This window comes from Kribbella swartbergensis, assembly GCF_054784135.1.
The window spans coordinates 1-22,013 of record NZ_BAAGPM010000013.1 but is presented as its reverse complement, the minus strand read 5'-3'; the positions used below and the strand labels follow the sequence as shown (position 1 = coordinate 22,013).

Below are 22,013 nucleotides of genomic sequence, written 5' to 3'. Positions count from 1 at the left end.
AGCCCCCCAGAATCAGAACGGGCGGACCGACCGCACCTCCCCTTCTATCGCGGCAGACACCCCGGCGTTACATCCAGCGTTGAGCTCGGGGCGGGTTGGTGGTCAATGCCAGAGGGGTTCCGCGGCGGCGATGGCTCGGGCGAGGACGGTTTTGACCGGTTGTTTGAGTTCGGCGGCGGCCGCCACGACGTCGTCGTACTCCGGTTGCACGTTGACGACCTGACCGTCGTACCGGGCGATCTTGACGCTGATGCGCTGGCCGTCGACCTCAACGGTGGTGAACTCGCGGTCCGCGGCGTGCTTGGTGATCGGGAACTCGCGCAGGCCGATCGCCGTGGTCTCGGTGAGGATCACGCGGCGGACCGCGTCGGCGTTCACGCTGCTGACCAGGACCGAGAGGGTGTGGGCGGGCCGGCCCTTCTTCATCAGGATCGGGGTGAGCCAGGCGTCGGCCGCGCCGGCTTCGAGCAGGCGGGCGAGGATCTGCGGCCAGAGGCGTGGGTCGAGGTCGTCGATGTTGGTCTCGTAGACGAGTTCGGTCGCCGGGCGGTCGGTGGTCTCGCCGACGACGACGCGGACGACGTTCGGCACCTCGACCGGGTCGCGGCCGCCGGCGCCGACGCCGGTCCGGGTGATCCGCATCGGCGGGATCATGCCGAACTCGTCGGCCAGCGTCGCGAGCAGCGCGGCGCCGGTCGGGGTCGTCATCTCGTACGGCGCTGTGCCGCCGACGACCGGGGCGCCGGCCTCGGAGAGCAGATGGAGTACGGCGGGACCGGGCACCGGGATGCCGCCGTGCTGACCGCGCACCTGGCGGCCGCCCCCGAGCGCGATCGTCGACACCACGACCCGGTCCAGTCCGAGCGAGACCGAGGCCGCCGCGACGCCGACGATGTCCGCGATCGCGTCCAGCGCGCCGACCTCGTGGAAGTGCACCGCATCCGGCTCGACCCCATGCGCGGCAGCCTCCGCCCGAGCCAGCCGAGCAAACGCGTCCAAAGCCCGACTCCGAACCGCCTCGTCTAGCTCAGCCCCCTCCAGCAACTCCCGCACCTGAGCCCAAGCCCGAGTAGACCCATGCCCATGCTCGGCAGCAGGTTCGTGGCCGTGGCCGTGCCCATGAGATGGCTCCGCGCCGTGCCCATGGCCATGTCCGTGTCCGGCGTCTGGGGAGTTTTCGGGGTGGGGTTGGCCTTGGACGCGGACGGTGGCTTTGGTGGCGGCTATTTGGTGGCGGGTGGTGGGGGCGACGGTTACCGAGAGGGAGGGGTCTACTGCGGCTACGGCGGCGTTGACTGTGGTGAGGTCGGCGCCGGCGTCGAGGAGGGCGCCCAGGAGCATGTCGCCGGAGGCGCCGGCGGAGCAGTCGATCCAGGCGATCCTCACGGGTTCTCCTTGGTGTCCCGCGGTGCCGAGCGCCGTGCCACGCGGGCCGCGAACACCCCGGCCCCGAAGCCGTTGTCGATGTTCACCACGGTCACACCCGGTGCGCACGAGTTGAGCATCCCGAGCAGCGCCGCGATCCCGCCGAACGAAGCGCCGTACCCGACGGACGTGGGTACGGCGACGAGCGGTACGCCGACCAGTCCGCCGACCACGCTCGGCAGCGCGCCCTCCATCCCAGCGACGACGATCAGGCAGTCCGCCGCGTCCAGTCGATCGCGGACACCCATGATCCGGTGGAGCCCCGCGACGCCCACGTCGTTGATCACCTCGACCCCGGCGCCGAAGACACGAGCAGTTGTCGCTGCCTCGGCTGCCACTGGGGCGTCCGACGTACCGGCCGCCACGACTGCGACGGTCCCCCGCAGTACGGGCGGCTCACCGAGGACCGCCGTACGCCCGACCGGATCGATCACTGCGGTCGGCAGGGCGGCGGCTACGGCCTCCTGCGCCTCCACGGTCAGGCGAGTGGCCAGTACGGCGTGGGACGGGTGGGTGGCGTGCAGAGTGCGCAGCAACTCCACCACCTGGGCGGGCGTCTTGCCGGCGCCGTACACCACCTCGGCGTCGCCGGTGCGCTCCAGCCGATCGGTGTCGAGGCGGGCGTAACCGAGGTCGTGGACGCCCGGCTGGGGACCTGGGTCAGGCAAATGTGTCACGTCGTGAATCTACGTGGCGGCGGACACCAGTACGTCGTGTGGTCCGCCCGAGCACGCTCCGCAATCAGCTGAATACTCAGGTATGACGGGAGATGCTCTAGGCTTCCGTCGTGTCTTCGACGTTAGCCGGTGCATTCGGGATCGCCGCTCTGTTCGTGGCGGTCCTCGCCCTGGTGTTCGCCATTCAGGCGCTGCGCGCGCAGGCCGGCGCGGCCAAGGCGGCCAAGGCATCCGCGGCGCCGCCCCCGGAACCCGAGCCGCAGCCGCAGCCGGAGGCCAAGCCGGGCACGGTACGGGCCGAACTGCGAAAGCTCGGCAGGGAGATCGAGGTCACCCGCGGGGAGTTGCGCGAGACGCTGCAGCACCTGGCCGTCGTTCGGTACGACGCGTTCGGTGACACCGGGGGAAAGTTGTCCTGGTCGTTGGCGCTGCTGGACGACAACGGTGACGGGGTCGTGCTGACATCGATCAACAGCCGGGCCGACGCGCGGACGTACGCCAAGGAGATCCGGGGGTTCGCGAGCGAGTCGAAGTTGTCGCCCGAGGAGGAAGAGGCGATCGACACCCTCCGCAAGGAAGCCGGCGGCCCCACCGCCGAAAGCTGAACCGCTGAAGCCGACCGTTGAAGCAGAGCCGCTGAAGCCGACTGTCGAAGCTGGGCCGCTGAAGCCGACTGTCGAAGCTGAGCCGCTGTAGCCGACTGTCAAAAGCTGAGCGACCGGCAGTCGCGGAAGCCGGCCCGCAGCGCCCGCCAAGAGACCTCAGCGGCGCTTGGGAACGCGGGCGACCAGTGCGCCGGCCTCGATCTCCGCCGTCAGCGAGCGCCCCGGCCCGATCGGGTCCCCGTCCAGTTGCCGCTGTACGTCGACCGCCGCGGTGATCTCCACCTTCCGACCGGTGAAGCGTTCCAGGTACATGTCGTGGCGGTTCGTCCGGGTGAGCAGCCGCCAGACGACGATCGGCCACTGGGTCACCCGCCGCGGCGCGATCACCACCACGTCGAGCAGGCCGTCGTCCGGCCGGGCGTCCGGGAGCAGCGGGATGTTCGCCTGCAGCATGCCGACGTTGCCGACCACGACGGTCCGGACCCGGCGTTCGATCGTGAGATCGTCGTCGAGGGTGAGCTGGACCCGGACCGACGGGTGGTTGATGTTCTTCGCCGCCGACACCAGGTACGCCGTCCAGCCGATCTGACGCTTCAGGTGCGGCGGCGCGTCGGAGATGATCGCGGCGTCCAGCCCGAGCCCGGCCATCACCGCGAACCGGTCGGTGTCGAGTTCGTCGCCGTGCACCTTGACCAGGTCGATCCGCCGGTTGCGGCCCTCCAGGACCCGTTCCAGCGCGTCGTCCAGGTCGAGCGGGATGTGCAGGTTGCGGGCCAGCAGGTTGCCGGTGCCGGCCGGGATGACCCCGACCGGGATCGCGGTGTGCGCGAGCGCCGCGCAGACGACCCGCACCGTGCCGTCGCCGCCTGCCACCAGCACCAGGTCCGACTCATTCTCGATGGCCCGCTTGGCCATCGCGTTCCCGGCGTCGTCCTCGCGGGTCTCCAGCCAGAGCGGGTCATCGAACCCGCGCAGCGCCAGCGCCCGCGTCACCTTCCGCCGGAACGCCACCCCGTCGCCGACCTTGATCGGGTTGACGATCACGGCGGCCCGTGGCGGAGTCGTCGTACCGTCGTCGGCCGCAGGGGTACGGCGACGTCGTCGGCGCAGTCCTGGTCGCAGGCCGAAGCCGATCGAGGTGGCGGTCAGGATGGCCAGGCCGAGCGCCCAGCCACCGAGCACGTCGGACACGTAGTGGACGTTCAGCGCGATCCGGTCGACCGACGTGAGCCAGACGACGGCGATGGTGGGCAGCGCGACCAGCAGGCGAAACCGTCGGCGCCAGCCCCGGACGGACGGCAGCACCACGCCCAGCGCGCCGGCCATCACGAACGCCGCGGTGGCGTGACCGGACACGTACGCCCAGCTGTCGGCCGTGGCGAGCATCCCGTCGGGTCGTGGCCGGTCGAAGATGTGCTTCGCCGCTTGCACCAGACCGAGCTCAGCGCCTGCGGTCACCAGGAGCCAAATGGTCAGCACCCGGGCGCGCCGCTGCCAGAGGTACACCGCGACGACCACCATCACCGTGCGCAGCACCCAGGGCTGGGTCACCGCACCGACCACCTGCCAGAAGTCGACGAAGTCGTTGCGGACAGAGCCGTACGCGGCGGCCCGGGCGGCGAGGGTCCGATCCCAGCGCTCGAGCGGCGGCCACTGGTTGAAGACGAGCAAGGTGACCACGGTGAAGGGCAGCGCACCCAGCACGACCGTGAGCGCACGGCCTACCGGACTGGGTGGATGGTGGTTCATGGCCCGCTCGGTTCCCCCTAGTAGTCGCCTACCGCAAGCCCATCATCCCGAATAGACTTCGCCGGTTCTGACACGCCCCGATACCCTCGTCGTGTGATTGACGCAAAACTGCTCCGTGAGAACCCCGATGTCGTGCGTGCGGCCCTGGCCAAGCGCGGCGAGAGTACGGACCTGGTCGACCGGATTCTGGTGGCCGACAGTGAGCGTCGATCGTCCATCTCCGCGTTCGAGGCGCTGCGCGCCGAGCAGAAGTCGCTCGGCAAGCAGGTCGCCCAGGCCAAGGGCGACGAGCGGGCCGCGCTGCTGGAGCGGACCAAGACGCTGGCCGCCGAGGTGAAGGCGAACGAGGCTGCCGCGAACGAGGCCGAGCGCCGCTTCGACGAGCTGGCCCGCGCGCTGCCGAACCTGGTGTCCGACGAGGCGCCGGTCGGCGGCGAGGACGACTACGTCGTGGTCGAGGAGATCGGCAAGCCCCGCGACTTCGCCGCCGAGGGCTTCGAGCCGCGTGACCACCTGGAGCTGGGTGAGTTGCTCGGCGCGATCGACATGGAACGCGGTGCGAAGATCTCCGGCTCGCGGTTCTACTTCCTCAAGGGCGCCGGCATGCTGCTCCAGCTCGGCATGCTGCAGCTGGCGATCCAGCAGGCGGTCGAGGCCGGGTTCGTGCCGATGATCACGCCGACCCTGGTCAAGCCCGAGGTGATGGGTGGCACCGGCTACCTGTCCGCCCACGACGACGTCTACCGGCTGGCCGACCCGGACCTCTACCTGGTCGGTACGTCGGAGGTGTCGCTGGCCGGCTACCACATGGACGAGATCCTCGACCTGTCCAACGGCCCGATCCGGTACGCCGGCTGGTCGTCGTGCTACCGCAAGGAGGCCGGCTCGCACGGGAAGGACACCCGCGGCATCATCCGCGTCCACCAGTTCGACAAGGTCGAGATGTTCTCCTACTGCACCCTCGAGGAGGCGGCCGAGGAGCATCTGCGGCTGCTGAACTGGGAGAAGGAGATGCTCGACAAGATGGAGCTGTGCTACCGGGTGATCGACACCGCGACCGGTGACCTCGGCATCTCGGCGTACCGGAAGTTCGACTGCGAGGCGTGGGTGCCGACGCAGGGCCGGTACCGCGAGCTGACCTCGACGTCGAACTGCATCGACTTCCAGGCTCGCCGGCTGAACATCCGGCACCGGGACGCCGACGGCAGGACGCAGCCGGTCGCGACGCTGAACGGGACGCTGGCCACCACCCGCTGGATCGTCGCCATCCTGGAGACGCACCAGCTGGCCGACGGTTCGGTCCGGGTGCCGGCCGCACTGCGTCCGTACGTCGGCGGTCGCGAGGTCCTCGAACCGGTTGGCAGATGAGGGACGGTCAACGGCCGACGGCCGTTGCCCTGGACATCGACGGCACCCTCCTCGACCACGACGAGCAGCTGTCGCCCGCAGTGATCGACGCGGTACGGCGTGCCGCCGCCGAGGTGCCGGTGATCCTGGCCACCGGCCGGGGCTGGCAGACCACCAGGCCGGTGGCCGAGCTGCTCGGCCTGGCCGCCGGTGAACTGGTTGTCTGCAGCAACGGTGCGCGGACGATGCGGTTCCCGTCCGGTGAGCTGGTGGACGAGCGGACCTTCGACCCGACGACGGTGATCGAGTCGGTGCGCAGACACGCACCGAACGCCCGGATGGCGGTCGAGGAGCACGACGGCAGCTATCTGGTCACCGCGCCGTTCCCGGACGGCGATCTCGGGTACGACGCACGGATCCGGGTGGTCAGCGACGACGAGCTGGCGCCGGAACCCGTGACCCGGTTGATCATCCGGGACCCGGAGCAGTCGGAGGCGGACTTCGTCCAGCTGGCGGAACGCCTCGGCCTGCACGGCGTCAGCTACTTCGTCGGCTGGACCGCGTGGCTGGACATCGCGCCCGAGGGCGTGGACAAGTCGACCGGGCTGAAGGTCGCGCTCGCGCAGTACGACCTGGATCCGTCCGGGCTGGTCGCGATCGGGGACGGACGCAACGACATCGAGATGCTGACGTACGCCGGTCTCGGGATCGCGATGGAGTCGGCGCCGGACGAGGTCAAGGCGGCCGCCGACGAGGTGACCAAGTCGGTGCAGGACGACGGCGTCGCCGACGTCCTCAACCGCTGGTTCTGACCGGACCGTCGCCAGGCAGGAGGACCTTTCGATCAGGATCGAAAGGCTTGACAGCTCCATTTGCTCCAGGCAACCGAAAGGCCCGGAACCCCTGCGGAAGCAGAAGTTCCGGGCCTTCGCTGTCGGATTCCGATAGTCCGCTGGCGGGCCGAGTATCGGATCAGGCCACCCGGCTGCCGCCGGTCCGGCATTGCTGGTCGACGACCGTGTCGAAGGCGTCGAGGACAGCGCTGACCGCGGGCCGCGGTCGCGGGGTCTTGGCGGCCGGGCTCTGCCCGCGGCGCGCCCGGCGCAGGTGACGCTTCACCGTCGACAGCGAGCAACCGAGCCGCATGGCCAGCGATTCCAGGCTGTCGTTCGGGTACTGCGTGCGCAGCCGCAGCACCTCTTCGTGACTGACCGGCCGGCGGGTCCCACGGGCCCCGGCGAGCTGGTCGAAGTCGTCGGCCTGCACCTCGATGTCGAGCAGGTTGCGCATCGAACGCCGTTGTGCGGCAGTGGTTCCGGCGACGAAACCGCTGACGTCGTGTTCGGCGACCGCGCTGTACAGGCAGTCGGTGAACAGCGGGCACGCGGCGCACAGAGCCTTCGCCTCGCGCACGAGTTGTTCGTACCGCTCACGGGTCCGCCGGGTGGCGGATGCGGGCGGTGGCTCTTCCATCAGCCGGTGCTGGAAAATGTCCGACCGGGCGATACAGCCGGTCATTGCCCCTTCCATGGTGGAAGATGTGTCGACAGCGGCTCGGGAACTGCTGCCCCCTGATCCCGCTAGATTGGCGCTGTTGACGGTCATGTGGCTCCCCAAGTATTCGGACCCGAATGAACGAACGGTGAACGACGTTCGGCCACGCGGATCCACTAGCTGATGAATCGGCGAATGTTGCCGACCCACCGTGTCGTCCCCCACGGGACGCATCGATCCATAACTGTTGACGCCGCTGCCGTGGTTTTGGTTGCAGCCAACTCCACAACAGTTCTTCGACGTTTGTTTGTGCTTCCAGGGCGGTGGGTTGCTCCAGTCGCGCTGATCCAGAACAGGCTTACGACGCGGCTGAATCGCCCCCGGTTCCCCTCCAGACCACCGCATGAAATCATGCGTAAACCGCGCTGAGCAGGGGAACTTGCTGCCTTTGCAGCATCCTGCCGTAACGGTCTGGTGACGTTGTTCAAGCCTCAATCAGATAAGTCAGAAACGTCTCAAATCGGCTGTCCGATCGCTTGCGCCGACAGTGCCGGGAGGGGTAATGAGCAATCCTCACGTCCCGGATACGGTGGTGCGGTGACAGCCTCCGAAGATCCCCGCCGACCGCGTCTGATCGCCACCGATCTGGACGGAACCCTGGTGCACAGCGACGGGACCATCTCCGAACGCACACGTGCGGCGGTGCTCGCGGCGCAGCGTGCCGGAAGTGTTTTCGTGATGGTCACCGCACGTCCACCTCGCTGGCTGCACGATCTGGACGACCTGGTCGGCGAACACGGTGTCGCGATCGTTGCCAACGGCGCCATTTTGTACGACGTCGTCCGGCGGCAGCCGATCCGGACCCGGTTGATCGAGCCGGCCGTCGCACTCGAGGTGGCCCAGGCGATCCGGGCCGAGATTCCCGACGTGGAGTTCGCGATCGAGCGATCGGACCGTTACGGACAGGAGCCGCACTACCTGAACCGCTGGCCGAGACCCGAGGACGCCTTGGTCGCCGGCATCGAGGTGCTGCTGTCCGAGCCGGCCGCGAAGCTGCTCGTCCGGCATCCGAGCTGGCATTCCGACGAGTTGCTGGCCCGGATCAACCCGGTGGTCGCCGGCCGGGTCACCGCCAGCCACAGCGGCGGGACCAGTCTGGTCGAAATCTCCGCCAGCGGTGTGTCGAAGGCGGCGATGCTGGCCGATTTCGCCGTCGGCCAAGGGATTTCGGCGAGCGAGGCGATCGCCTTCGGTGACTCGATCAACGATCTGCCGATGCTCGCCTGGGCCGGTACGTCGTACGGGGTGGCCAACGCGCATGCCGAGGTGCTGGCGATCGTCGACGAGGTCTGTCCGTCGAACGACGAGGACGGCGTCGCCGCCGTCCTCGAGAGGTTGTTCCGCCGGTGAACTGAGAGTTACAGGTACATCCCGCCGCTGCCGGGACCGTCGGTGTTGTTCGCCTGGGGTGCGCCCGGGAAGCCGGGGGATTCCTCGCCCCGGACCTGCTGTCCGCCCGGCAAAGCGCGCCGCATCTGCTCCAACTGCTGGCGCGCTGCCATCTGCTGGGCGAACAACGCCGTCTGGATGCCGTGGAACAGACCCTCCAGCCAGCCCACCAGCTGGGCCTGCGCGATCCGCAGCTCCGCCTCGGTGGGAACGCTGTCGTCGGTGAAGTCGAGGCTGAGCCGCTCCAGCTCCTCGACCAGCTCCGGCGCGAGCCCGCTCTCGAGCTCCTTGATGGAGACCTCGTGGATCGACTTCAGCCGCTGCCGGGAGGCTTCGTCGAGCGGAGCCGACTTCACCTCCTCGAGGAGCTGCCGGATCATGTTCGCGACCCGCATCACCTTGGCCGGCTGCTCGACGAGCTCGGTCACCGACCGCGGCTCGTCCTGCTCGTCCTGGTCGTTGTCGGAGCGCGGCGGCCCCTCGACGGCCATGCCGTCCGGCCCGACGATCAGCACCTTGCCGTCCTCGGTCCGCGCCCCGGCCATCGGAACTTCCTGGCCCTCGCTGCTGCTCTCGGTCATCTGCCCATCCTAGGCGGCGCTCGCGCAGAACCGAGTGGCGGCTGGGCGCGACTACGAGGAGCGAGCGCGGTGGCGTCGTACGGCGTCCCGGTTGGCGCAGGCGGGACTGCAGTAACGCTGCCGGCCGGTTCGAGACAGGTCGGCGTACACGTTGTCGCAACCCTCCGTCGCACACCGGCCGAGCCGGGTGATGCCGCGGCCGGCCAGGTGCAACGCCGTACCCGTGCTGATCAGCGTTGCGACCAGCCGTCCGACCGAGACGTTGTCCGGGCGGTAGTGCATGTGCCAGCCGTCTCCCGCGTGGTTGGTCAGCCTCGGATGCTCGGTGTACTTCGCCAGCATCGCGTTGATCAGGTCGACGCGGGTTTGCTCGTCCTTCGCGTCGACCACCTCGAGCCACTCGTCCAGCGCGACCCGTACGGCGGCCAGGTCCGCGGCCGTGACACGACGCTCACGCACCAACCGGCTCTCGACTCCGCTCTCCTCGCACCGCTGAGCCAGCTCCTCCGGGGTCCCGGCCGGTCGTGTGACCAGGTTGACGGCCAAGAGCACCGCGTCGGCGCCGTAAGGGTTGAGATGCATAATGGCATTACATCACGATGAGCACATGACAGCCAGACTTGAAGCCCACCGCCACCGTTGGACCGTGGCGTCCTCCCACCAGGTCAGTGAAGGCCTGGTCGTCTATCAACGGTGCGCCTGCGGCCAGTGGCGAGTCACCAGCACCCCGCCGTACCCGGTCGCCTATCCCGAGCGTGCCCGGATCGTGGCGGGTCAGCCGTCCCAGCTTGTTGCTGTCGGCAACCTTTACCGGTCTTCCCGGACCAGGCGGCGGACCAGGCGTTCGGTGGTGGCCCGCACGTCGTACGGGCGGCCGGTGCCTGGAGTCAGTTGGTCGAGGACGAGGCCGTCGACGGCGAAGTGGAGGAGGCGGATCTCCTCGGCGCCGCCGGGCAGACCGGCGTTGGAGTTGAAGGCGACATCGGCGTCGAAGCCCTGCCTGAGCGTGCGGGACAGGATCTCGTGCAGGCCGGGCCGGCGGGCCGCTTCGAGCCGGAGTTCCAGGAGGGCAAGGGAAAGCTCCGGTCGGTCCAGGAGTCGCTCGACGATGTAGTGGACGTAGTCGATCATCAGGTCGACGCCCGGCTCCCGCTTCGACAGCGGTTCGAGCACGGCTTCGTCCGGGGCGAGCCGCTCGAAGATGCGCTCGCCGAGCGCGCCGAGCAGCGCGTCGCGGGTGCGGAAGTAGTTGGACGCCGTACCGGCCGGGAGTCCGGCCGCGGCGTCGACGGCTCGGTGGGTCAGGCCGCGGGCGCCGGCTTCGGCGAGCACGGCGAGGCCGGCGTCGGCGAGTTGGGTACGGCGTTCTGGGTTCCTCGGCATGTTGACAAGGCTAGCAGACATCCACTACAACTGTCGTGCACAACAACGACAGCTGTAGTAGTCAGGAGAGCGTATGCAACCGGCATCATTCGGCGCCACCGTGGTCACCGACCGGCCGGCGGAGGTCGCCGCCTTCTATCAGCAGCACCTCGATCTGGAGCTCACGCTCGACCTCGGCTGGTTCCTGACGCTGCGGCGCGGCGGGGCCGACTGGGAGATCGCGGTCTGCCGGCGTGGGCACGAGACCGTGCCCGCCGCGGTCAGCAAACTCACCGAGAGCACGAACGTGTTCGGCTTCGTCGTCCCGGACGCGGACAAGGTCGCGGAGTCGCTGACCGAAGCGGGCGTGAAGCTCGAGACCGAGGTGGTCACCGAGCCGTTCGGGCAGCGGCACTTCTTCGTCCGCGATCCCGAGGGGACCTGGCTGGACGTCATCCAACTGGTCGAGCCGGACCCGGAGTGGTTGGCCGCCAACATCCCGGCGACGTGAGCGGCGGCCCACCCACCCCCATCTCAGGGGTCAACCCCTGCGATGGGGCGTTGCGGAGCCGGATACTGGGTGCGCAACCCATCGGCTGAGGGGTTGACCCCTGAGACGTGGGCGGCGACGTCGGGGATTGGCCGGCGACCGAGCAGTCAGGCACCCGATGAACGCGCCGGATGGGCTGGATCGCGGCGGAGTGTCAGGTGGTGAGGAGGACCTTGCCGATCTGGGTGGACTGCTCGAGGGTCTCGTGGGCAAGGGCGACCTGGTCGAGGGGGAAGGTGGTGTGCACGATCGGGCGCACCTTCTTCTCCGCGACCAGCGGCCAGACGTGGCCGACGACCTCGGTGAGGATGCGGCCCTTGTCCGCCACCGAGCGGGCGCGCAGGCCGGCGCCGGTGATCGAGCCGCGTCGGCTCATCAGCCGGCCGAGGTCGAGCTCGCCCTTGACGCCGCCCTGGAGCCCGATGACCACCAGGCGACCGTCGTACGCGAGCGACTTCACGTTGTCCGTCAGGTACTTCGCGCCGATGATGTCGAGGATGACGTCGGCGCCCGCCTGGCCGGTGGCCTCCTTCACCACCGAGGCCCACTCGGCTTCCTTGTAGTTGATCGCGACATCCGCGCCGAGCCGGGTGCAGAACTCCATCTTGTCCGTGTTGCCGACCGTGCACAGCACGCGCGCGCCGTGTGCGACGCCGAGCTGGATCGCCATCGTGCCGATCCCCGACGCGCCGCCGTGGACGAGCAGCGTCTCGCCCTCCTTGAGGTGTGCGGTCATGAACACGTTCGACCACACGGTCGCGACCACCTCGGGCAGGGCGGCCGCACTGATCAGGTCGAGACCGTCCGGAACGGGCATCACCTGCGGCGCGGGTACGGCGACCTTCTCGGCGTACCCGCCACCGGCGAGCAGCGCACAGCACTCGTCGCCGACGGACCAGCCCTCGACCTCGTCGCCGACGGCGGAGATCGTGCCGGAGACCTCGAGCCCGATCGTTCCCGGCGCGCCGGGCGGCGGTGGGTAGTGCCCCTGCCGCTGCAGGAGGTCGGCCCGGTTCACGCCCGCGGCGACCACGTCGATGACGACCTCGTCGACGGCCGGTTTCGGATCCTCGACCTCACCGATCGCCAGAACGTCGATCCCGCCGGCACCCTCACACACGACAGCTCGCATGCTGCACACCGTACCCGCTACCTGCCGACGGTCTCGGCCATGTCCCGGGCGATGCTGTCGAGGTGAACCGCGTTGCCTATCGAAGCGAACCAGTCCCATAGTTCGAGCGAATGGTAGAGCCGGTAGACGGTGGTCCGTTCACGCCAGTCCGGCGGCAGTTCGCCGTACCCGGCCCGCAGACCGTCGAGTTTGTCGGCGTTCCCGCGGATGGAGTAGGACTCCGTCTTGGCGAGGTCCATCAGCGGGTCGGCGGCGATCGCGTTCTCGACGTCGATGAAGCCGGTGACGCGCCAGGTAGCCGGATCCACCAGCACGTTGCCCTCATGGAAGTCGTTGTGACACAGGACCGGTGCCCGGTTGGCCTCGAAGAGCACGGCATGCGTCTCGACGTACCGGTGAATAGCCTCGTGGAGCTCGGAGTCGCCTCCGAGGTCGGCGAACTCCCTGAGTTTCTTGGCGAATTGACGACGCATGTACTGCGCGTTGTCCGGCAGCGGGTCGAGGATATCGTCGGTGAGGTAACCGTACGCCGGTTGCCCGATGCTATGGACGCGGGCGAGGAGTTGCCCGAGTTGTTCGTACGTCGCTCGCCAGTCGGGCGGATCGGTCTCGGACAGTGGTACGCCGTCCAGCTTGGAGAGCACGGTGAAACGGTCACCGGTGTCGATCACGTGCGGGACCGCGTTGCCGAGCTCCGTCAACAGCAGGCCGTAGACGTGGATCTCCTTGGCTTGTTTCCAGGCCCACTCGGGTTCGTAGATCTTGACGATCAGCGGCTCGGCGGCTGTTCGCCGTACTTCGAAGACTGTGCTCAACTGGCCGCCGGTACGGCGTACGACGTCTTCGATTTCGCTGCCGGGGCAGGCCTTGGCGACGATCGCGGCGATGTCCACGGATCAGTCGTCGAGGTCGGACCAGGTGTCGACGTCGCGGCCGGCCCGGGTCGGTGCGGACCAGCTCATGTCGAGACCGGCGAGTGTGCGCCGTACCGGTTTGTCCCGGGGATCGCCGACCTGCTTGATGGCTTCGGCGAGCGCCGTACGGCGGTAGGCCGCGGCGAGGTGTTGTTCGCGGCCGCCGGTGTCGCGCAGACCGTGGCCGTCGTGGTCGCCGAGGCCGTTGACCAGATGGGCGATGTCGTCCCTCTCGAGCCAGGGGAGGTCGCAGCTGAGCACCACGACCACGGGTGCTGTGCCGTGGGCCAAGCCGGCCGCGATGCCTGCGACCGGGCCTCCGGACGGCGGATCCTCAACAGTCCAGTCGACCGGGCGGCACGTCGTACGCACCGGACCCACGACCACTGTCGACGTGGCGTCTGCCGTTGCCGTCAGGACGCGGTCCAGCAGCGTGACGCCGTCGAGCACCAGCATCGCCTTGTCAGCTCCGCCGAACCGGGTCGACCCACCCCCGGCGAGGACCAGCGCGTCGTACTCCACGACGGCAGTCTTCCCGGCTCGGACCACCGGCAGCAACCTGTTTCGGGCACCATGGAGTAATGAAGATCGCCGTGGTGCAGGCCGCCAGCAGCTACGACAAGGCCGCCAACCGGGAGTTGGTGACGCGGGTCGTCGCCGATGCGGCCCATGAGCGGCCCGACCTCGTCGTACTGCCGGAAGCGATCATGGCCGACTTCGCGGTCGAGGGCGGGTCGGTGGCGGAGGCCGCGGAGGCGCTGGACGGGGAGTTCGTGAGCACGCTGCGCAAGTGCGCGGTGGACCACGGGGTGGCGATCGTGGCGGGGATGTTCGAGCTCAGCTGCGACCAGCACCGGCCGTACAACACGTTGCTGGCGGTCGGCGCGGACGGCTCGCTGCTGGGTGCCTATCGGAAGATCCATCTGTACGACGCGTTCGGCTACAAGGAGTCCGATCAGCTGACCGCGGGAGATGTGGCGCCGGTGGTCGTCAAGGTCGGAGAGTTCTCGCTCGGGCTGATGACCTGCTACGACCTGCGCTTCCCGGAGCTGTCTCGCGCCCTCGTCGACGCGGGTGCCGAGGCCCTCGTCGTACCGGCGGCCTGGGTCCGTGGTCCGCTGAAGGAACACCACTGGACGACGTTGCTGACCGCTCGCGCGGTGGAGAACACCTGCTACGTCGTGGCTGCCGCCCAGAACGGGAAGAAGTACTGCGGACTGAGCCAGGTCATCGACCCTCAAGGCGTCACGATCGCCTCCGTCGGCGAGGCGGACGGGCACGCTTTTGCGGATCTGTCGGCGGACCGGTTGGCCGACGTACGCCTTCGGAACCCGTCGCTGCAGAACCGCCGCTACACCGTGACTCCTCGATAGTGCGCGGACTCACACACCTTCGGCGGGCCCGGAGCGGTTAGCCTCCTGGGGTGGCCGACGGGTTTGATCTGGAGCATCACGGCGATCTCGAGGTCGGGGGTGGGCTGGTCGACCTCGCGGTCAACGTCAGGATCGGCACTCCACCCGGCTGGCTGGTCGACGAGATCACGGCCAGTTTGACCGACCTCGCGGCGTACCCACGGCAGGATGCCGCGTTGACGGCAGTCGCGGGGCGGCATCGGGTGACGCCGGATCGGGTGTTGCTGACCGCCGGTGCAGCCGAGGCGTTCGTGCTGATCGCGCGGGCCTTCCGGCCGCGGCACGCGGTTGTGGTGCATCCGCAGTTCACCGAGCCCGAGGCCGCGCTGCGGTCGGCCGGTCATCTGGTGGACCGGGTGATCCTGCGGCCCGAGGACGGCTTCGTCCTCGATCCGGGCGCCGTACCGGCCGACGCCGACCTCGTTGTTGTCGGCAATCCGACCAACCCGACGTCCGTGCTCCACCGTGCCGACGACCTTCGCGAACTGGCCCGGCCGGGCCGGATCCTGGTCGTCGACGAGGCCTTCATGGACGCCGTGCCGGGTGAGCCGGAATCTCTGGCGGGCGCGCCGATCCCCGGGCTGATCGTGATCCGGAGCCTGACCAAGACCTGGGGCCTCGCTGGGCTGCGGATCGGTTATGTGCTCGCGGCGCCGGGACTCGTCGAGCAGTTGGCGGCGGTCCAGCCGCACTGGCCGGTGTCCACTCCTGCGCTGGCCGCGGCCATTGCCTGCAGCAACGGGCAGGCGCTCGCCGAGGCTGCTCGGGCCGCTGTCGAGCTCGAGCGGCAGCGGGCGTATCTGCTGGACGCCTTGACTGGTGTCACGACGTACGGCGTGCCGCGGGGGCCGTTCGTGCTGGTGCGGATCGAGGGGGCCGACGTACTGCGGAATGCCTTGCGTGAGCGTGGATACGCGGTCCGCCGGGGGGACACCTTTCCGGGACTCGGGCCGGACTGGCTGCGGATCGCCGTACGTCCGGCGGAGATCACCGAAGCGTTCGTGAAGGTCTGGCGGGATCTGATTCCGGCCGGGTGACGGCCGCCGTCCAACCGAATGGTCGCTGTAACCCTCGAGGGGTTTAGTCGGACTGCCATTTGCGCACAGGATGGTCGCAGGGTGCCTGCTCGATCCCGGCACCCGCGGTTCCACGGTGCGAAGGGAGCAGCGAACATGAGTCTCAACGACGACGACATGACGACCTCGTCCGAAGGTGAAGAGGGTCTGGCGGACGGTGGCGCGACCGCGGGTGCGACGGACGGCGGTGCCGACGGCGGCGCCTCGGGTCAGGGCAACGACACGACGGCCGGCGGGTACGGCGCCGAGGGACCGGGGGATGGCGGAGCCACCCAGGGCGCGACCGACGGTGGCGCGGACGGTGGTGCCGGGGCCGGCTCGGGTGAAGGGCTTGCGGACGGTGGTGCCGTGCCGGGTGGCACGGACGGCGGTGCCGATGGTGGCGCTGACGGTGGTGCTGGAGCTGGCTCGGGTGAAGGGCTTGCGGATGGTGGTGCCGTGCCGGGTGGCACGGACGGCGGTGCCGATGGTGGGGCCGACGGTGGTGCTGGAGCTGGCTCGGGTGAAGGGCTTGCGGATGGCGGTGCCGTGCCGGGTGGCACGGACGGCGGTGCCGATGGTGGGGCCGGCTTGGAGGAAGGTCTTGCTAGCGGTGGTGGCGAGGGTCTCGCGGACGGTGGTGCCTCGCCTGGTGTCAGCGACGGCGGCGCCGACGGAGGTGCCGATAGCGGTGCCGGGGGTGGTTCGGAAGGAACTGCTGACGGTGGCGCCTCGCCAGGCGTCAGCGACGGCGGTGCCGACGGAGGTGCCGACCGTGGGACCAGCGGGGGCTCCGGAAGTTGGTGAGTGCGGTGCGGGAGGCCGGGCCGCTGCCGGACGAGCGCCCGGCTCTCCGGCGTTGTGTCGCAGGTGATCTGGATGAGTTCGCGCGCTCCTACTGGGGCGCGCGGGCTCTGCTGTCGCACGGTCCGGATCTGCCGGCGCCGTACGACGACCTGTTCAGCCTCGAGGCCGCGGACGAGTTGCTGTCCCGTCGCGGCCTGCGAACGCCGTTCCTGCGGATCGCGAAGAACGGAGCGGTCGTCGGCGACGCGCAGTTCACCGGCTCCGGCGGTGTAGGCGCGGAGATCGCGGACCAGGTGCGCGACGACAAGGTGGCAGCCCTCTTCGCCAGCGGGCACACCGTCGTGTTGCAGGCTCTCCACCGCACCTGGCCGGCTCTCGTCGACTTCGCCACGCAGTTGACGGTGGACGCGGGTCACCCGGTGCAGATCAACGCGTACATCACTCCGCCTGAGTCACAGGGGTTCTCTGCGCATTACGACGTACATGACGTGTTCGTGCTGCAGGTGGCGGGTGAGAAACACTGGACCGTGCACGAGCCAGTACACGTGGATCCGCTGCGCAACCAACCGTGGACTGACCACTCGCAGGCTGTGGCAGCTGCCGCGCGTGACAAGGCTCCTGTGATTGACGACGTACTGCGGCCGGGAGACGCGCTGTACGTGCCGCGGGGGTTCCTGCACTCGGCGAAGGCGCTGGGTGGAGTCAGTGCGCACCTGACTGTCGGGCTGCACACCCTGACGCGGTATCTGCTAGTGCAGGAGCTTGCCGCGCTTGCTGCGGACCAGGCCGCGTTGCGTGCTGCGTTGCCGCTTGGCTTCGATGCCGGCGACCCTGCCCAGGTTGCTGAGGTCTTGCCGGAGGTGGCTGAGCTCTTCGTCAAGCAGATCCTGTCGGCGACCCCCGACGAGTTGGCCGCGCGACTGCGGCGTCGTACTTGGTCGAGCAGTCGTCCAGCACCGTTGGCCCCGCTGGCTCATGCCGCATCGATCGCATCGTTGGCGGTCGGTACGACGGTACGCCTCCGCGCCGGCCTCCGGTGTCGCGTCGTACCCGGGGATCCCGTCGTCCTCCAGTTGCCGGACCGCACGATCACCTTCCCGGCAACCACAGCCGACGCTGTCCAGGCCCTCTGCTCCGGCACAGACCACAAGGTAGGCGACTTACCGGGCCTCGACGACCAAGACCAACTAGTCCTAGTACGCCGCCTCCTCACCGAAGCCGTCCTAGTCACGACAACCACGTAGCCGGTGCCCCCAGGCAGCAACCTCCACGTGACACCCCCACCCGCCACGCCATCAGCCCGTCCCCCGAGCCCGTCTGCAGGAGTGGAGTATCCGTGGCGGCAGGTCCCGAGCGTGGCCGCTGCACCCGCGATACCCCCACGGCCGCCGGTCGACCACGACAGCCGGCCGCGCGCTGCAGTCACCGTCGCGCACAGGACCAGCCGCGGGTGAGGTCGGCACGAGCGGCTGTGGTGGGTGGAAGGTGGGTTGTGGTGGTGCGAGGCGGCTGCAGAGGTGAAGGGGCTGTGGGTGGCAGGTGAGTTGCGGTGAAGTGGCTGTGGTGGTGGCCTGTGGGCTGCGTGGTGTGAGGCGGCTGTAGTGATGAAGCGGCTGTGCGTGAAAGGTGAGTTGCGGTGGCGTGAACGGTGTGGTGGGTGGGCTGCGTGGTGTGAGGCGGCTGCGGTGGTGAAGCGGCTGTGGGTGGAAGGTGAGTTGCGGTGGCGTGAAACGGCTGTGGTGGTTGGCCTGTGGGCTGCGGTGGTGTGGCGTAGGTCGGCTGTGGTCTGCGGCGGGTTCGGTGTGGTGTGCTGCGGTCAGCGTGGTGCGAAGACAAAGGTGTGAGCATGGTGTGGTGGCGTGAGGCGGGCGGGTTATGACTGAGAGGTATCGACCGGAGGCGGGTTGTGCCGCGCTGGCCGACCGTCGCGGCGACTCCCTCGTCGCCACAGCCCCACCCGCCGAACGCTGGCTCCTCATAGAGTCCCGAACCCCCTGGCCCCGCAACGCCCTAACAGCCCTCCGCCCCTCCCCACCCGAGCGCTCCCTGGGTGAGCTGGACAGGCGTGAGCCGTCACCGGACGAGCCCTCCCAGTTTGAGTCCCGCATGCCCGAGCCGTCCGGTGGTGAGCCGACCCAGGGTGGGGCATCCCAGACGTCCCCGGCCGAGCTCTCCCGGTTTGAGTCCGCCGTGGGCGAGCCGTCTCCGGGCGAACCGTTCCCGGACGAGCCTTCGCGGTTCGAGTCCCGCATGGTCGAGCCGTCCCGGGGTGAGCCGTCGCAGGGTGGGATGTCCCGGAGTGAGCCGTCCCAGAGTGGGTTGTCTCGGCGTGAGCCGTCCCAGGGTGGAGCGTCCCGGGGTCAGCTCTCCCCGGACGAGTCCTCCCCGGTTGCGGCCTCTTCTGCGGAGTCCTTGTCGGTTGGGGCGAGCGGGGGTTTGGGGGTGGAGTTGGGGGCTGAGGTTGCGCGGTTGTGTCGGGAGTTGGGGTATCGGCCTGTGTTGATTCGGCGGTATGGGCGGATTGATCGGTCGGTGCCGCGGCGGTGGGGGTTGGTGGACAGTCGACCGGGGCGTGAGTCGATGCGGTGGGGTGTACTGCGCTCGGACGAGCACGCGCTGGAAGTGCTCGCCGGGAAGGAGCCGGGCGAGGTCAGCCACGAGCCGATCTACTTGGTGTGCACGCACGGGCGGCACGACGCGTGCTGTGCCGTGCGTGGGCGACCAGTGGCGGCCGCGCTGGCTGCTGCCTACCCCGGTCGCACGTGGGAGTGCAGCCACATCGGCGGTGACCGGTTCGCGGCGAACGTCGTCGTACTGCCGCACGCGCTGTTCTACGGGCACGTCTCAGCATCCCGCGCCGTCGAACTCGCCAAGCACTACGACGAGGGCCTCATCGTGCCCGACCTCCTCCGCGGATCAGGTGCGTTCGCCCCAGCTATCCAAGCCGCCCAGCACTACGCCCGCGCAGCCGGCCACTCTCTGGCCGTCGATGCCCTCGTCCCCAGCTCGATCCACCAACTCCCCAACAATCACTGGCAAATCGCGCTGTCCGCCCGGAGCGGTGCCGAGGCGCCGGCAACCGTAACCGTCGAACTGTCCGTCCACCTCGACACCGTCAACGCCCGCCTGACCTGCGCAGGCACCACCCCATCCCAAATCCGCCGCTTCGAACTACACGCCCTCACCACCACCTGACAACAAACTGCACACGCACCCGACAGCCAACTGCACGCGCACCTGTCGCAAACTGCACCCGCACATGACGGCGAACTGCGCACGTGACGGCGAACTGCGGCACGCACCTGTCGGAAACTCCACCCGCACCTGACGGCAAACTGCGGCACGCACGGGACGGCGTACTGCGGCACGCAGGTGACGGCGTACTGCGGCAGGCAGGTGACTGTGACTGGCGCACGCCGACAAGCAGTTGGCGGCGTTCCACCCAGCTGGCCGCGCGCTGCGACAGCCAGCTGGCTAGGACGCCGACGACAGCCGGGCCCTATGGCGCGGCCGCCGCGCGGCAGGCGCTGGACAAAGGTCATGTGTACTACATGCCGGCCCCGGCATCCCCGAACTGCGTACCGCGGTGGTGGACTTTGCGAGCGCACCAACCGGCTTCGCACCCGCCGGACGGGTGTTTGAAGCAGTTGGCTTCACGCGGCGGCAGGCAGTTGGCTCCTACAACCGAGGGGCCGAGGTCAGCGCGCGCGACACGACCAGCCCCATGCGAATCCGATCAGCACCAGACTCACGATTCGCAGCACGGGCGTGCGAGTAGCTCGCTCTTCGAACGCTCGGGTGCGGCTGCTGGTCGGCTTGGCGTGAGGGACGGAGTGGCTGACTACTCGGGGTCCGGTAGGAGGCGGTCTTGGTGGTGGGTGCCGTAGAAGGTGGATTGGCGGGACATGATGTCGCGCATGGGGGTGCTGCGGGGGACGCCGTACACGGTGCCGGGGAAGTCCAGGTCGCGCTGGATCTGCCAGAGCTCCTCGTGCCGGTCGGGCGAGAAGAGCTGGGCCGGGTCGCCGACCGCGATCCACCCGATCGGGAGGACGGCGCCGGGTTCCAGGCGCGAGTTCACGTGCAGCACGCTGTTGATCCGGAGTTCCGCGCCCCTGCCGGCGACCGAACCGGGGAACAACGCGGCGCCCGTGGCGATGAAGACCTCGTCCTCGACCGTGGCGCCGTTGACGTGTGCATGGGGACCTACCAGAACCGCGTCGCCGATCAGGGCGGGATGGTCGGCCCGGCCGCGTACCAGGGCGTTCTCCATCACCACACTGTTCTCACCGAGACGGACCTCGCCGTTCTCCGCGGTCAGGACGGCACCGTGCAGCACGCGGCTGCCCTCGGACAGTACGACGGCGCCGCAGAGCACTGCCGATGGTGCGACATACGCGGATTCCGGCACGACCGGTCGTCGGCCGCGGTGTTCGAGCAGCATTCAGCGCTGTCCCTTCGTTGAGCATCACCTCGTCCTCGCTAGCTGTACCTGTTCGGCGTGCGGATCTCCACTGCCCGGGCCCTCACAACCCGGGCGGCGGTGCCCGGCGGCCGTCCACATCGAAGGTGGGAGGTTCGGTCGTCCGGACGATCCGGGGTTGGAGAACCGCGAACGAGGAAAACATTAGAACAGATGTTCGATCGAGTGCAATGAATGCTGACTCGTCAGCCGCTCGGCTCGCGAGGTGGTCACGCGAGCATGAATGCGGGCTTGAGGGCCGGCTCTCGAAAGGCGTGGCGCCGAGCTCGCCGCAGGGTTGGCGCGGGGTTGGCGGGCGCTTGGTGCGGGGCGGATGCGGAGGCGGTCTGGTGCCGGTGGTCCAGCGGCGGGGTGTTTGGGAAGAGCGCTCGGTTGGCGCGGAAGGGTGCTCGGGGGTGCGGTGGGGTCGGGGTGCCGTGGGGGGCGCTGTGCGCGGTGTGGTCGGGGTGCGTGTTTGGTGCGGGGGCAGCGACGGGATGATCGGTGCGCTCTGGTCGGGGGTGCAGTGGCGGGTGTGTTCCGGGTGAGCTTTGGTGTGGCGCAGGAGGGTGTTTTGGGGTGCGCTCTGGTGTGCGCGGGAGGGTGTTCAGGGGTGCGGCGTGTCTGGCGCTGTGCGGCGGTGTGGTCGGGGTGCGTGTTTGGTGCGGACGGCAGCGACGGGATGGTCGGTGCGCTCTGGTCGAGGTGCAGCGGCGGGTCCGTTCGGGAGTTGCGCTGTGGTGTGGTGTGGTGCGGGAGGGGTCTGGGAGGTGCGCTCGGTGCGCGGGAGGGTGTTCCGGGGGGTGCGCTGTGGTGTGGCGCGGGAGGGTGTTTGGGAAATGCAGTCGGTGTGCGCGGGAGGGTGTTCAGGGGTGCGGTGGGGTCTGGTGCCGTGGGGGGCTGTGCGGCGCGGTGGTCGGCGTGCGCGTTTGGTGCGGGGTAGCGGCGGTGTGATCGAGGTGCGCTGTGGTGAGGGAGGGTTGGCAGTGGCG

General features: G+C 69.1%; 21 protein-coding genes. 10 read left to right on the top strand and 11 right to left on the bottom strand.

The window, feature by feature from the left end; all coding sequences use genetic code 11:
• Nucleotides 1–102 precede the first annotated feature (102 nt).
• Both larC and larB read right to left on the bottom strand, forming a co-directional pair.
• Nucleotides 103–1,386: a nickel pincer cofactor biosynthesis protein LarC gene (gene larC, locus ACYVOK_RS06475; protein WP_460661335.1), complete on the bottom strand. Its 1,284-nt coding sequence runs from the start codon at nt 1,384–1,386 to the stop codon at nt 103–105.
• Entirely contained in the window at nt 1,383–2,102 is a 720-nt protein-coding gene (gene larB / locus ACYVOK_RS06470; RefSeq protein WP_460661334.1) for a nickel pincer cofactor biosynthesis protein LarB, read from the bottom strand. Before larB ends, larC begins: the two co-directional genes overlap by 4 nt.
• A gap of 110 nt (nt 2,103–2,212) precedes the next feature.
• Between larB and ACYVOK_RS06465 the strand changes: the two genes are divergently transcribed.
• Nucleotides 2,213–2,707 carry a DUF4446 family protein gene (locus tag ACYVOK_RS06465; RefSeq protein WP_460661333.1) on the top strand — a complete coding sequence of 165 codons (495 nt, stop codon included), beginning with the start codon at nt 2,213–2,215 and terminating at the stop codon, nt 2,705–2,707.
• Between the two features lie 156 nt (nt 2,708–2,863).
• Here the strand turns inward: ACYVOK_RS06465 and ACYVOK_RS06460 are convergent, their stop codons facing one another.
• Nucleotides 2,864–4,456 carry a bifunctional phosphatase PAP2/diacylglycerol kinase family protein gene (locus ACYVOK_RS06460; RefSeq protein WP_460661332.1) on the bottom strand — a complete coding sequence of 531 codons (1,593 nt, stop codon included), beginning with the start codon at nt 4,454–4,456 and terminating at the stop codon, nt 2,864–2,866.
• A 93-nt stretch (nt 4,457–4,549) separates the two neighbouring features.
• Here ACYVOK_RS06460 and serS point away from each other — a divergent pair, with 93 nt between their 5' ends.
• Both serS and ACYVOK_RS06450 read left to right on the top strand, forming a co-directional pair.
• On the top strand, nt 4,550–5,824 hold the full coding sequence (gene serS / locus ACYVOK_RS06455; RefSeq protein WP_460661331.1) for a serine--tRNA ligase: 1,275 nt from the start codon (nt 4,550–4,552) through the stop codon (nt 5,822–5,824).
• A complete protein-coding gene (locus tag ACYVOK_RS06450) occupies nt 5,821–6,615 on the top strand; it encodes an HAD family hydrolase (RefSeq protein ID WP_460661330.1) in 795 nt (264 codons plus the stop codon). The genes serS and ACYVOK_RS06450 overlap by 4 nt, the downstream gene beginning before the upstream one ends.
• A 160-nt stretch (nt 6,616–6,775) precedes the next feature.
• Here the strand turns inward: ACYVOK_RS06450 and ACYVOK_RS06445 are convergent, their stop codons facing one another.
• On the bottom strand, nt 6,776–7,321 hold the full coding sequence (locus tag ACYVOK_RS06445; protein WP_460661329.1) for a WhiB family transcriptional regulator: 546 nt from the start codon (nt 7,319–7,321) through the stop codon (nt 6,776–6,778).
• A 573-nt stretch (nt 7,322–7,894) separates the two neighbouring features.
• On the opposite strand from ACYVOK_RS06445, the gene ACYVOK_RS06440 reads away from it, so the two are divergent.
• Nucleotides 7,895–8,707: an HAD family hydrolase gene (locus ACYVOK_RS06440; protein WP_460661328.1), complete on the top strand. Its 813-nt coding sequence runs from the start codon at nt 7,895–7,897 to the stop codon at nt 8,705–8,707.
• Nucleotides 8,708–8,715: 8 nt separating this feature from the next.
• On the opposite strand, the gene ACYVOK_RS06435 is transcribed toward ACYVOK_RS06440, so the two are convergent.
• The 3 genes from ACYVOK_RS06435 to ACYVOK_RS06425 all read right to left on the bottom strand — a co-directional run bounded on the left by ACYVOK_RS06435 (nt 8,716) and on the right by ACYVOK_RS06425 (nt 10,710).
• Entirely contained in the window at nt 8,716–9,327 is a 612-nt protein-coding gene (locus ACYVOK_RS06435; RefSeq protein ID WP_460661327.1) for a bacterial proteasome activator family protein, read from the bottom strand.
• Nucleotides 9,328–9,378: 51 nt separating this feature from the next.
• Nucleotides 9,379–9,909: a CGNR zinc finger domain-containing protein gene (locus ACYVOK_RS06430; RefSeq protein ID WP_460661326.1), complete on the bottom strand. Its 531-nt coding sequence runs from the start codon at nt 9,907–9,909 to the stop codon at nt 9,379–9,381.
• 225 nt (nt 9,910–10,134) lie between these two features.
• Nucleotides 10,135–10,710 carry a TetR/AcrR family transcriptional regulator gene (locus ACYVOK_RS06425; protein ID WP_460661325.1) on the bottom strand — a complete coding sequence of 192 codons (576 nt, stop codon included), beginning with the start codon at nt 10,708–10,710 and terminating at the stop codon, nt 10,135–10,137.
• Nucleotides 10,711–10,783: 73 nt separating this feature from the next.
• Here ACYVOK_RS06425 and ACYVOK_RS06420 point away from each other — a divergent pair, with 73 nt between their 5' ends.
• Nucleotides 10,784–11,200: a VOC family protein gene (locus tag ACYVOK_RS06420; RefSeq protein WP_460661324.1), complete on the top strand. Its 417-nt coding sequence runs from the start codon at nt 10,784–10,786 to the stop codon at nt 11,198–11,200.
• A gap of 193 nt (nt 11,201–11,393) precedes the next feature.
• On the opposite strand, the gene ACYVOK_RS06415 is transcribed toward ACYVOK_RS06420, so the two are convergent.
• Genes ACYVOK_RS06415 through mobA form a run of 3 tightly spaced genes read right to left on the bottom strand, consistent with a single transcriptional unit; the run spans nt 11,394 to nt 13,807 of the window.
• The gene (locus ACYVOK_RS06415) at nt 11,394–12,371 is read right to left on the bottom strand and encodes an NAD(P)H-quinone oxidoreductase (RefSeq protein WP_460661323.1); all 978 of its coding nucleotides are present in this window, start codon (nt 12,369–12,371) and stop codon (nt 11,394–11,396) included.
• A 17-nt stretch (nt 12,372–12,388) separates the two neighbouring features.
• Nucleotides 12,389–13,264, bottom strand: coding sequence for a phosphotransferase family protein (locus tag ACYVOK_RS06410; protein WP_460661322.1), 876 nt, complete (start codon nt 13,262–13,264; stop codon nt 12,389–12,391).
• A 3-nt stretch (nt 13,265–13,267) separates the two neighbouring features.
• Nucleotides 13,268–13,807, bottom strand: coding sequence for a molybdenum cofactor guanylyltransferase (gene mobA, locus ACYVOK_RS06405; RefSeq protein ID WP_460661321.1), 540 nt, complete (start codon nt 13,805–13,807; stop codon nt 13,268–13,270).
• Nucleotides 13,808–13,866: 59 nt separating this feature from the next.
• Here mobA and ACYVOK_RS06400 point away from each other — a divergent pair, with 59 nt between their 5' ends.
• The 5 genes from ACYVOK_RS06400 (at nt 13,867) to ACYVOK_RS06380 (ending at nt 19,754) form a co-directional block, all read left to right on the top strand.
• Nucleotides 13,867–14,658 carry a carbon-nitrogen hydrolase family protein gene (locus ACYVOK_RS06400; RefSeq protein ID WP_460661320.1) on the top strand — a complete coding sequence of 264 codons (792 nt, stop codon included), beginning with the start codon at nt 13,867–13,869 and terminating at the stop codon, nt 14,656–14,658.
• Between the two features lie 50 nt (nt 14,659–14,708).
• On the top strand, nt 14,709–15,734 hold the full coding sequence (gene cobC, locus ACYVOK_RS06395) for an Rv2231c family pyridoxal phosphate-dependent protein CobC (protein ID WP_460661319.1): 1,026 nt from the start codon (nt 14,709–14,711) through the stop codon (nt 15,732–15,734).
• Nucleotides 15,735–15,869: 135 nt separating this feature from the next.
• Nucleotides 15,870–16,559, top strand: a complete 690-nt coding sequence (locus tag ACYVOK_RS06390; RefSeq protein ID WP_460661318.1) for a BatC protein — start codon at nt 15,870–15,872, stop codon at nt 16,557–16,559.
• A 5-nt stretch (nt 16,560–16,564) separates the two neighbouring features.
• The gene (locus tag ACYVOK_RS06385; RefSeq protein ID WP_460661317.1) at nt 16,565–17,803 is read left to right on the top strand and encodes a cupin domain-containing protein; all 1,239 of its coding nucleotides are present in this window, start codon (nt 16,565–16,567) and stop codon (nt 17,801–17,803) included.
• 1,309 nt (nt 17,804–19,112) lie between these two features.
• Entirely contained in the window at nt 19,113–19,754 is a 642-nt protein-coding gene (locus ACYVOK_RS06380) for a sucrase ferredoxin (RefSeq protein WP_460661316.1), read from the top strand.
• A 646-nt stretch (nt 19,755–20,400) separates the two neighbouring features.
• Here ACYVOK_RS06380 and ACYVOK_RS06375 read toward each other — a convergent pair.
• A complete protein-coding gene (locus ACYVOK_RS06375) occupies nt 20,401–21,003 on the bottom strand; it encodes a gamma carbonic anhydrase family protein (protein ID WP_460661315.1) in 603 nt (200 codons plus the stop codon).
• Between the last annotated feature and the right edge of the window lie 1,010 nt (nt 21,004–22,013).

Coding starts and splice junctions, on each gene's coding strand:
- ACYVOK_RS06460 (WP_460661332.1), bottom strand. CDS start 4,456: ATGAACCACCATCCACCCAGTCCGGTAGGCCGTGCGCTCACGGTCGTG.
- ACYVOK_RS06450 (WP_460661330.1), top strand. CDS start 5,821: ATGAGGGACGGTCAACGGCCGACGGCCGTTGCCCTGGACATCGACGGC.
- ACYVOK_RS06445 (WP_460661329.1), bottom strand. CDS start 7,321: ATGACCGGCTGTATCGCCCGGTCGGACATTTTCCAGCACCGGCTGATG.
- ACYVOK_RS06435 (WP_460661327.1), bottom strand. CDS start 9,327: ATGACCGAGAGCAGCAGCGAGGGCCAGGAAGTTCCGATGGCCGGGGCG.
- ACYVOK_RS06430 (WP_460661326.1), bottom strand. CDS start 9,909: ATGCATCTCAACCCTTACGGCGCCGACGCGGTGCTCTTGGCCGTCAAC.
- ACYVOK_RS06425 (WP_460661325.1), bottom strand. CDS start 10,710: ATGCCGAGGAACCCAGAACGCCGTACCCAACTCGCCGACGCCGGCCTC.
- ACYVOK_RS06420 (WP_460661324.1), top strand. CDS start 10,784: ATGCAACCGGCATCATTCGGCGCCACCGTGGTCACCGACCGGCCGGCG.
- ACYVOK_RS06415 (WP_460661323.1), bottom strand. CDS start 12,371: ATGCGAGCTGTCGTGTGTGAGGGTGCCGGCGGGATCGACGTTCTGGCG.
- ACYVOK_RS06400 (WP_460661320.1), top strand. CDS start 13,867: ATGAAGATCGCCGTGGTGCAGGCCGCCAGCAGCTACGACAAGGCCGCC.
- ACYVOK_RS06390 (WP_460661318.1), top strand. CDS start 15,870: ATGAGTCTCAACGACGACGACATGACGACCTCGTCCGAAGGTGAAGAG.
- ACYVOK_RS06375 (WP_460661315.1), bottom strand. CDS start 21,003: ATGCTGCTCGAACACCGCGGCCGACGACCGGTCGTGCCGGAATCCGCG.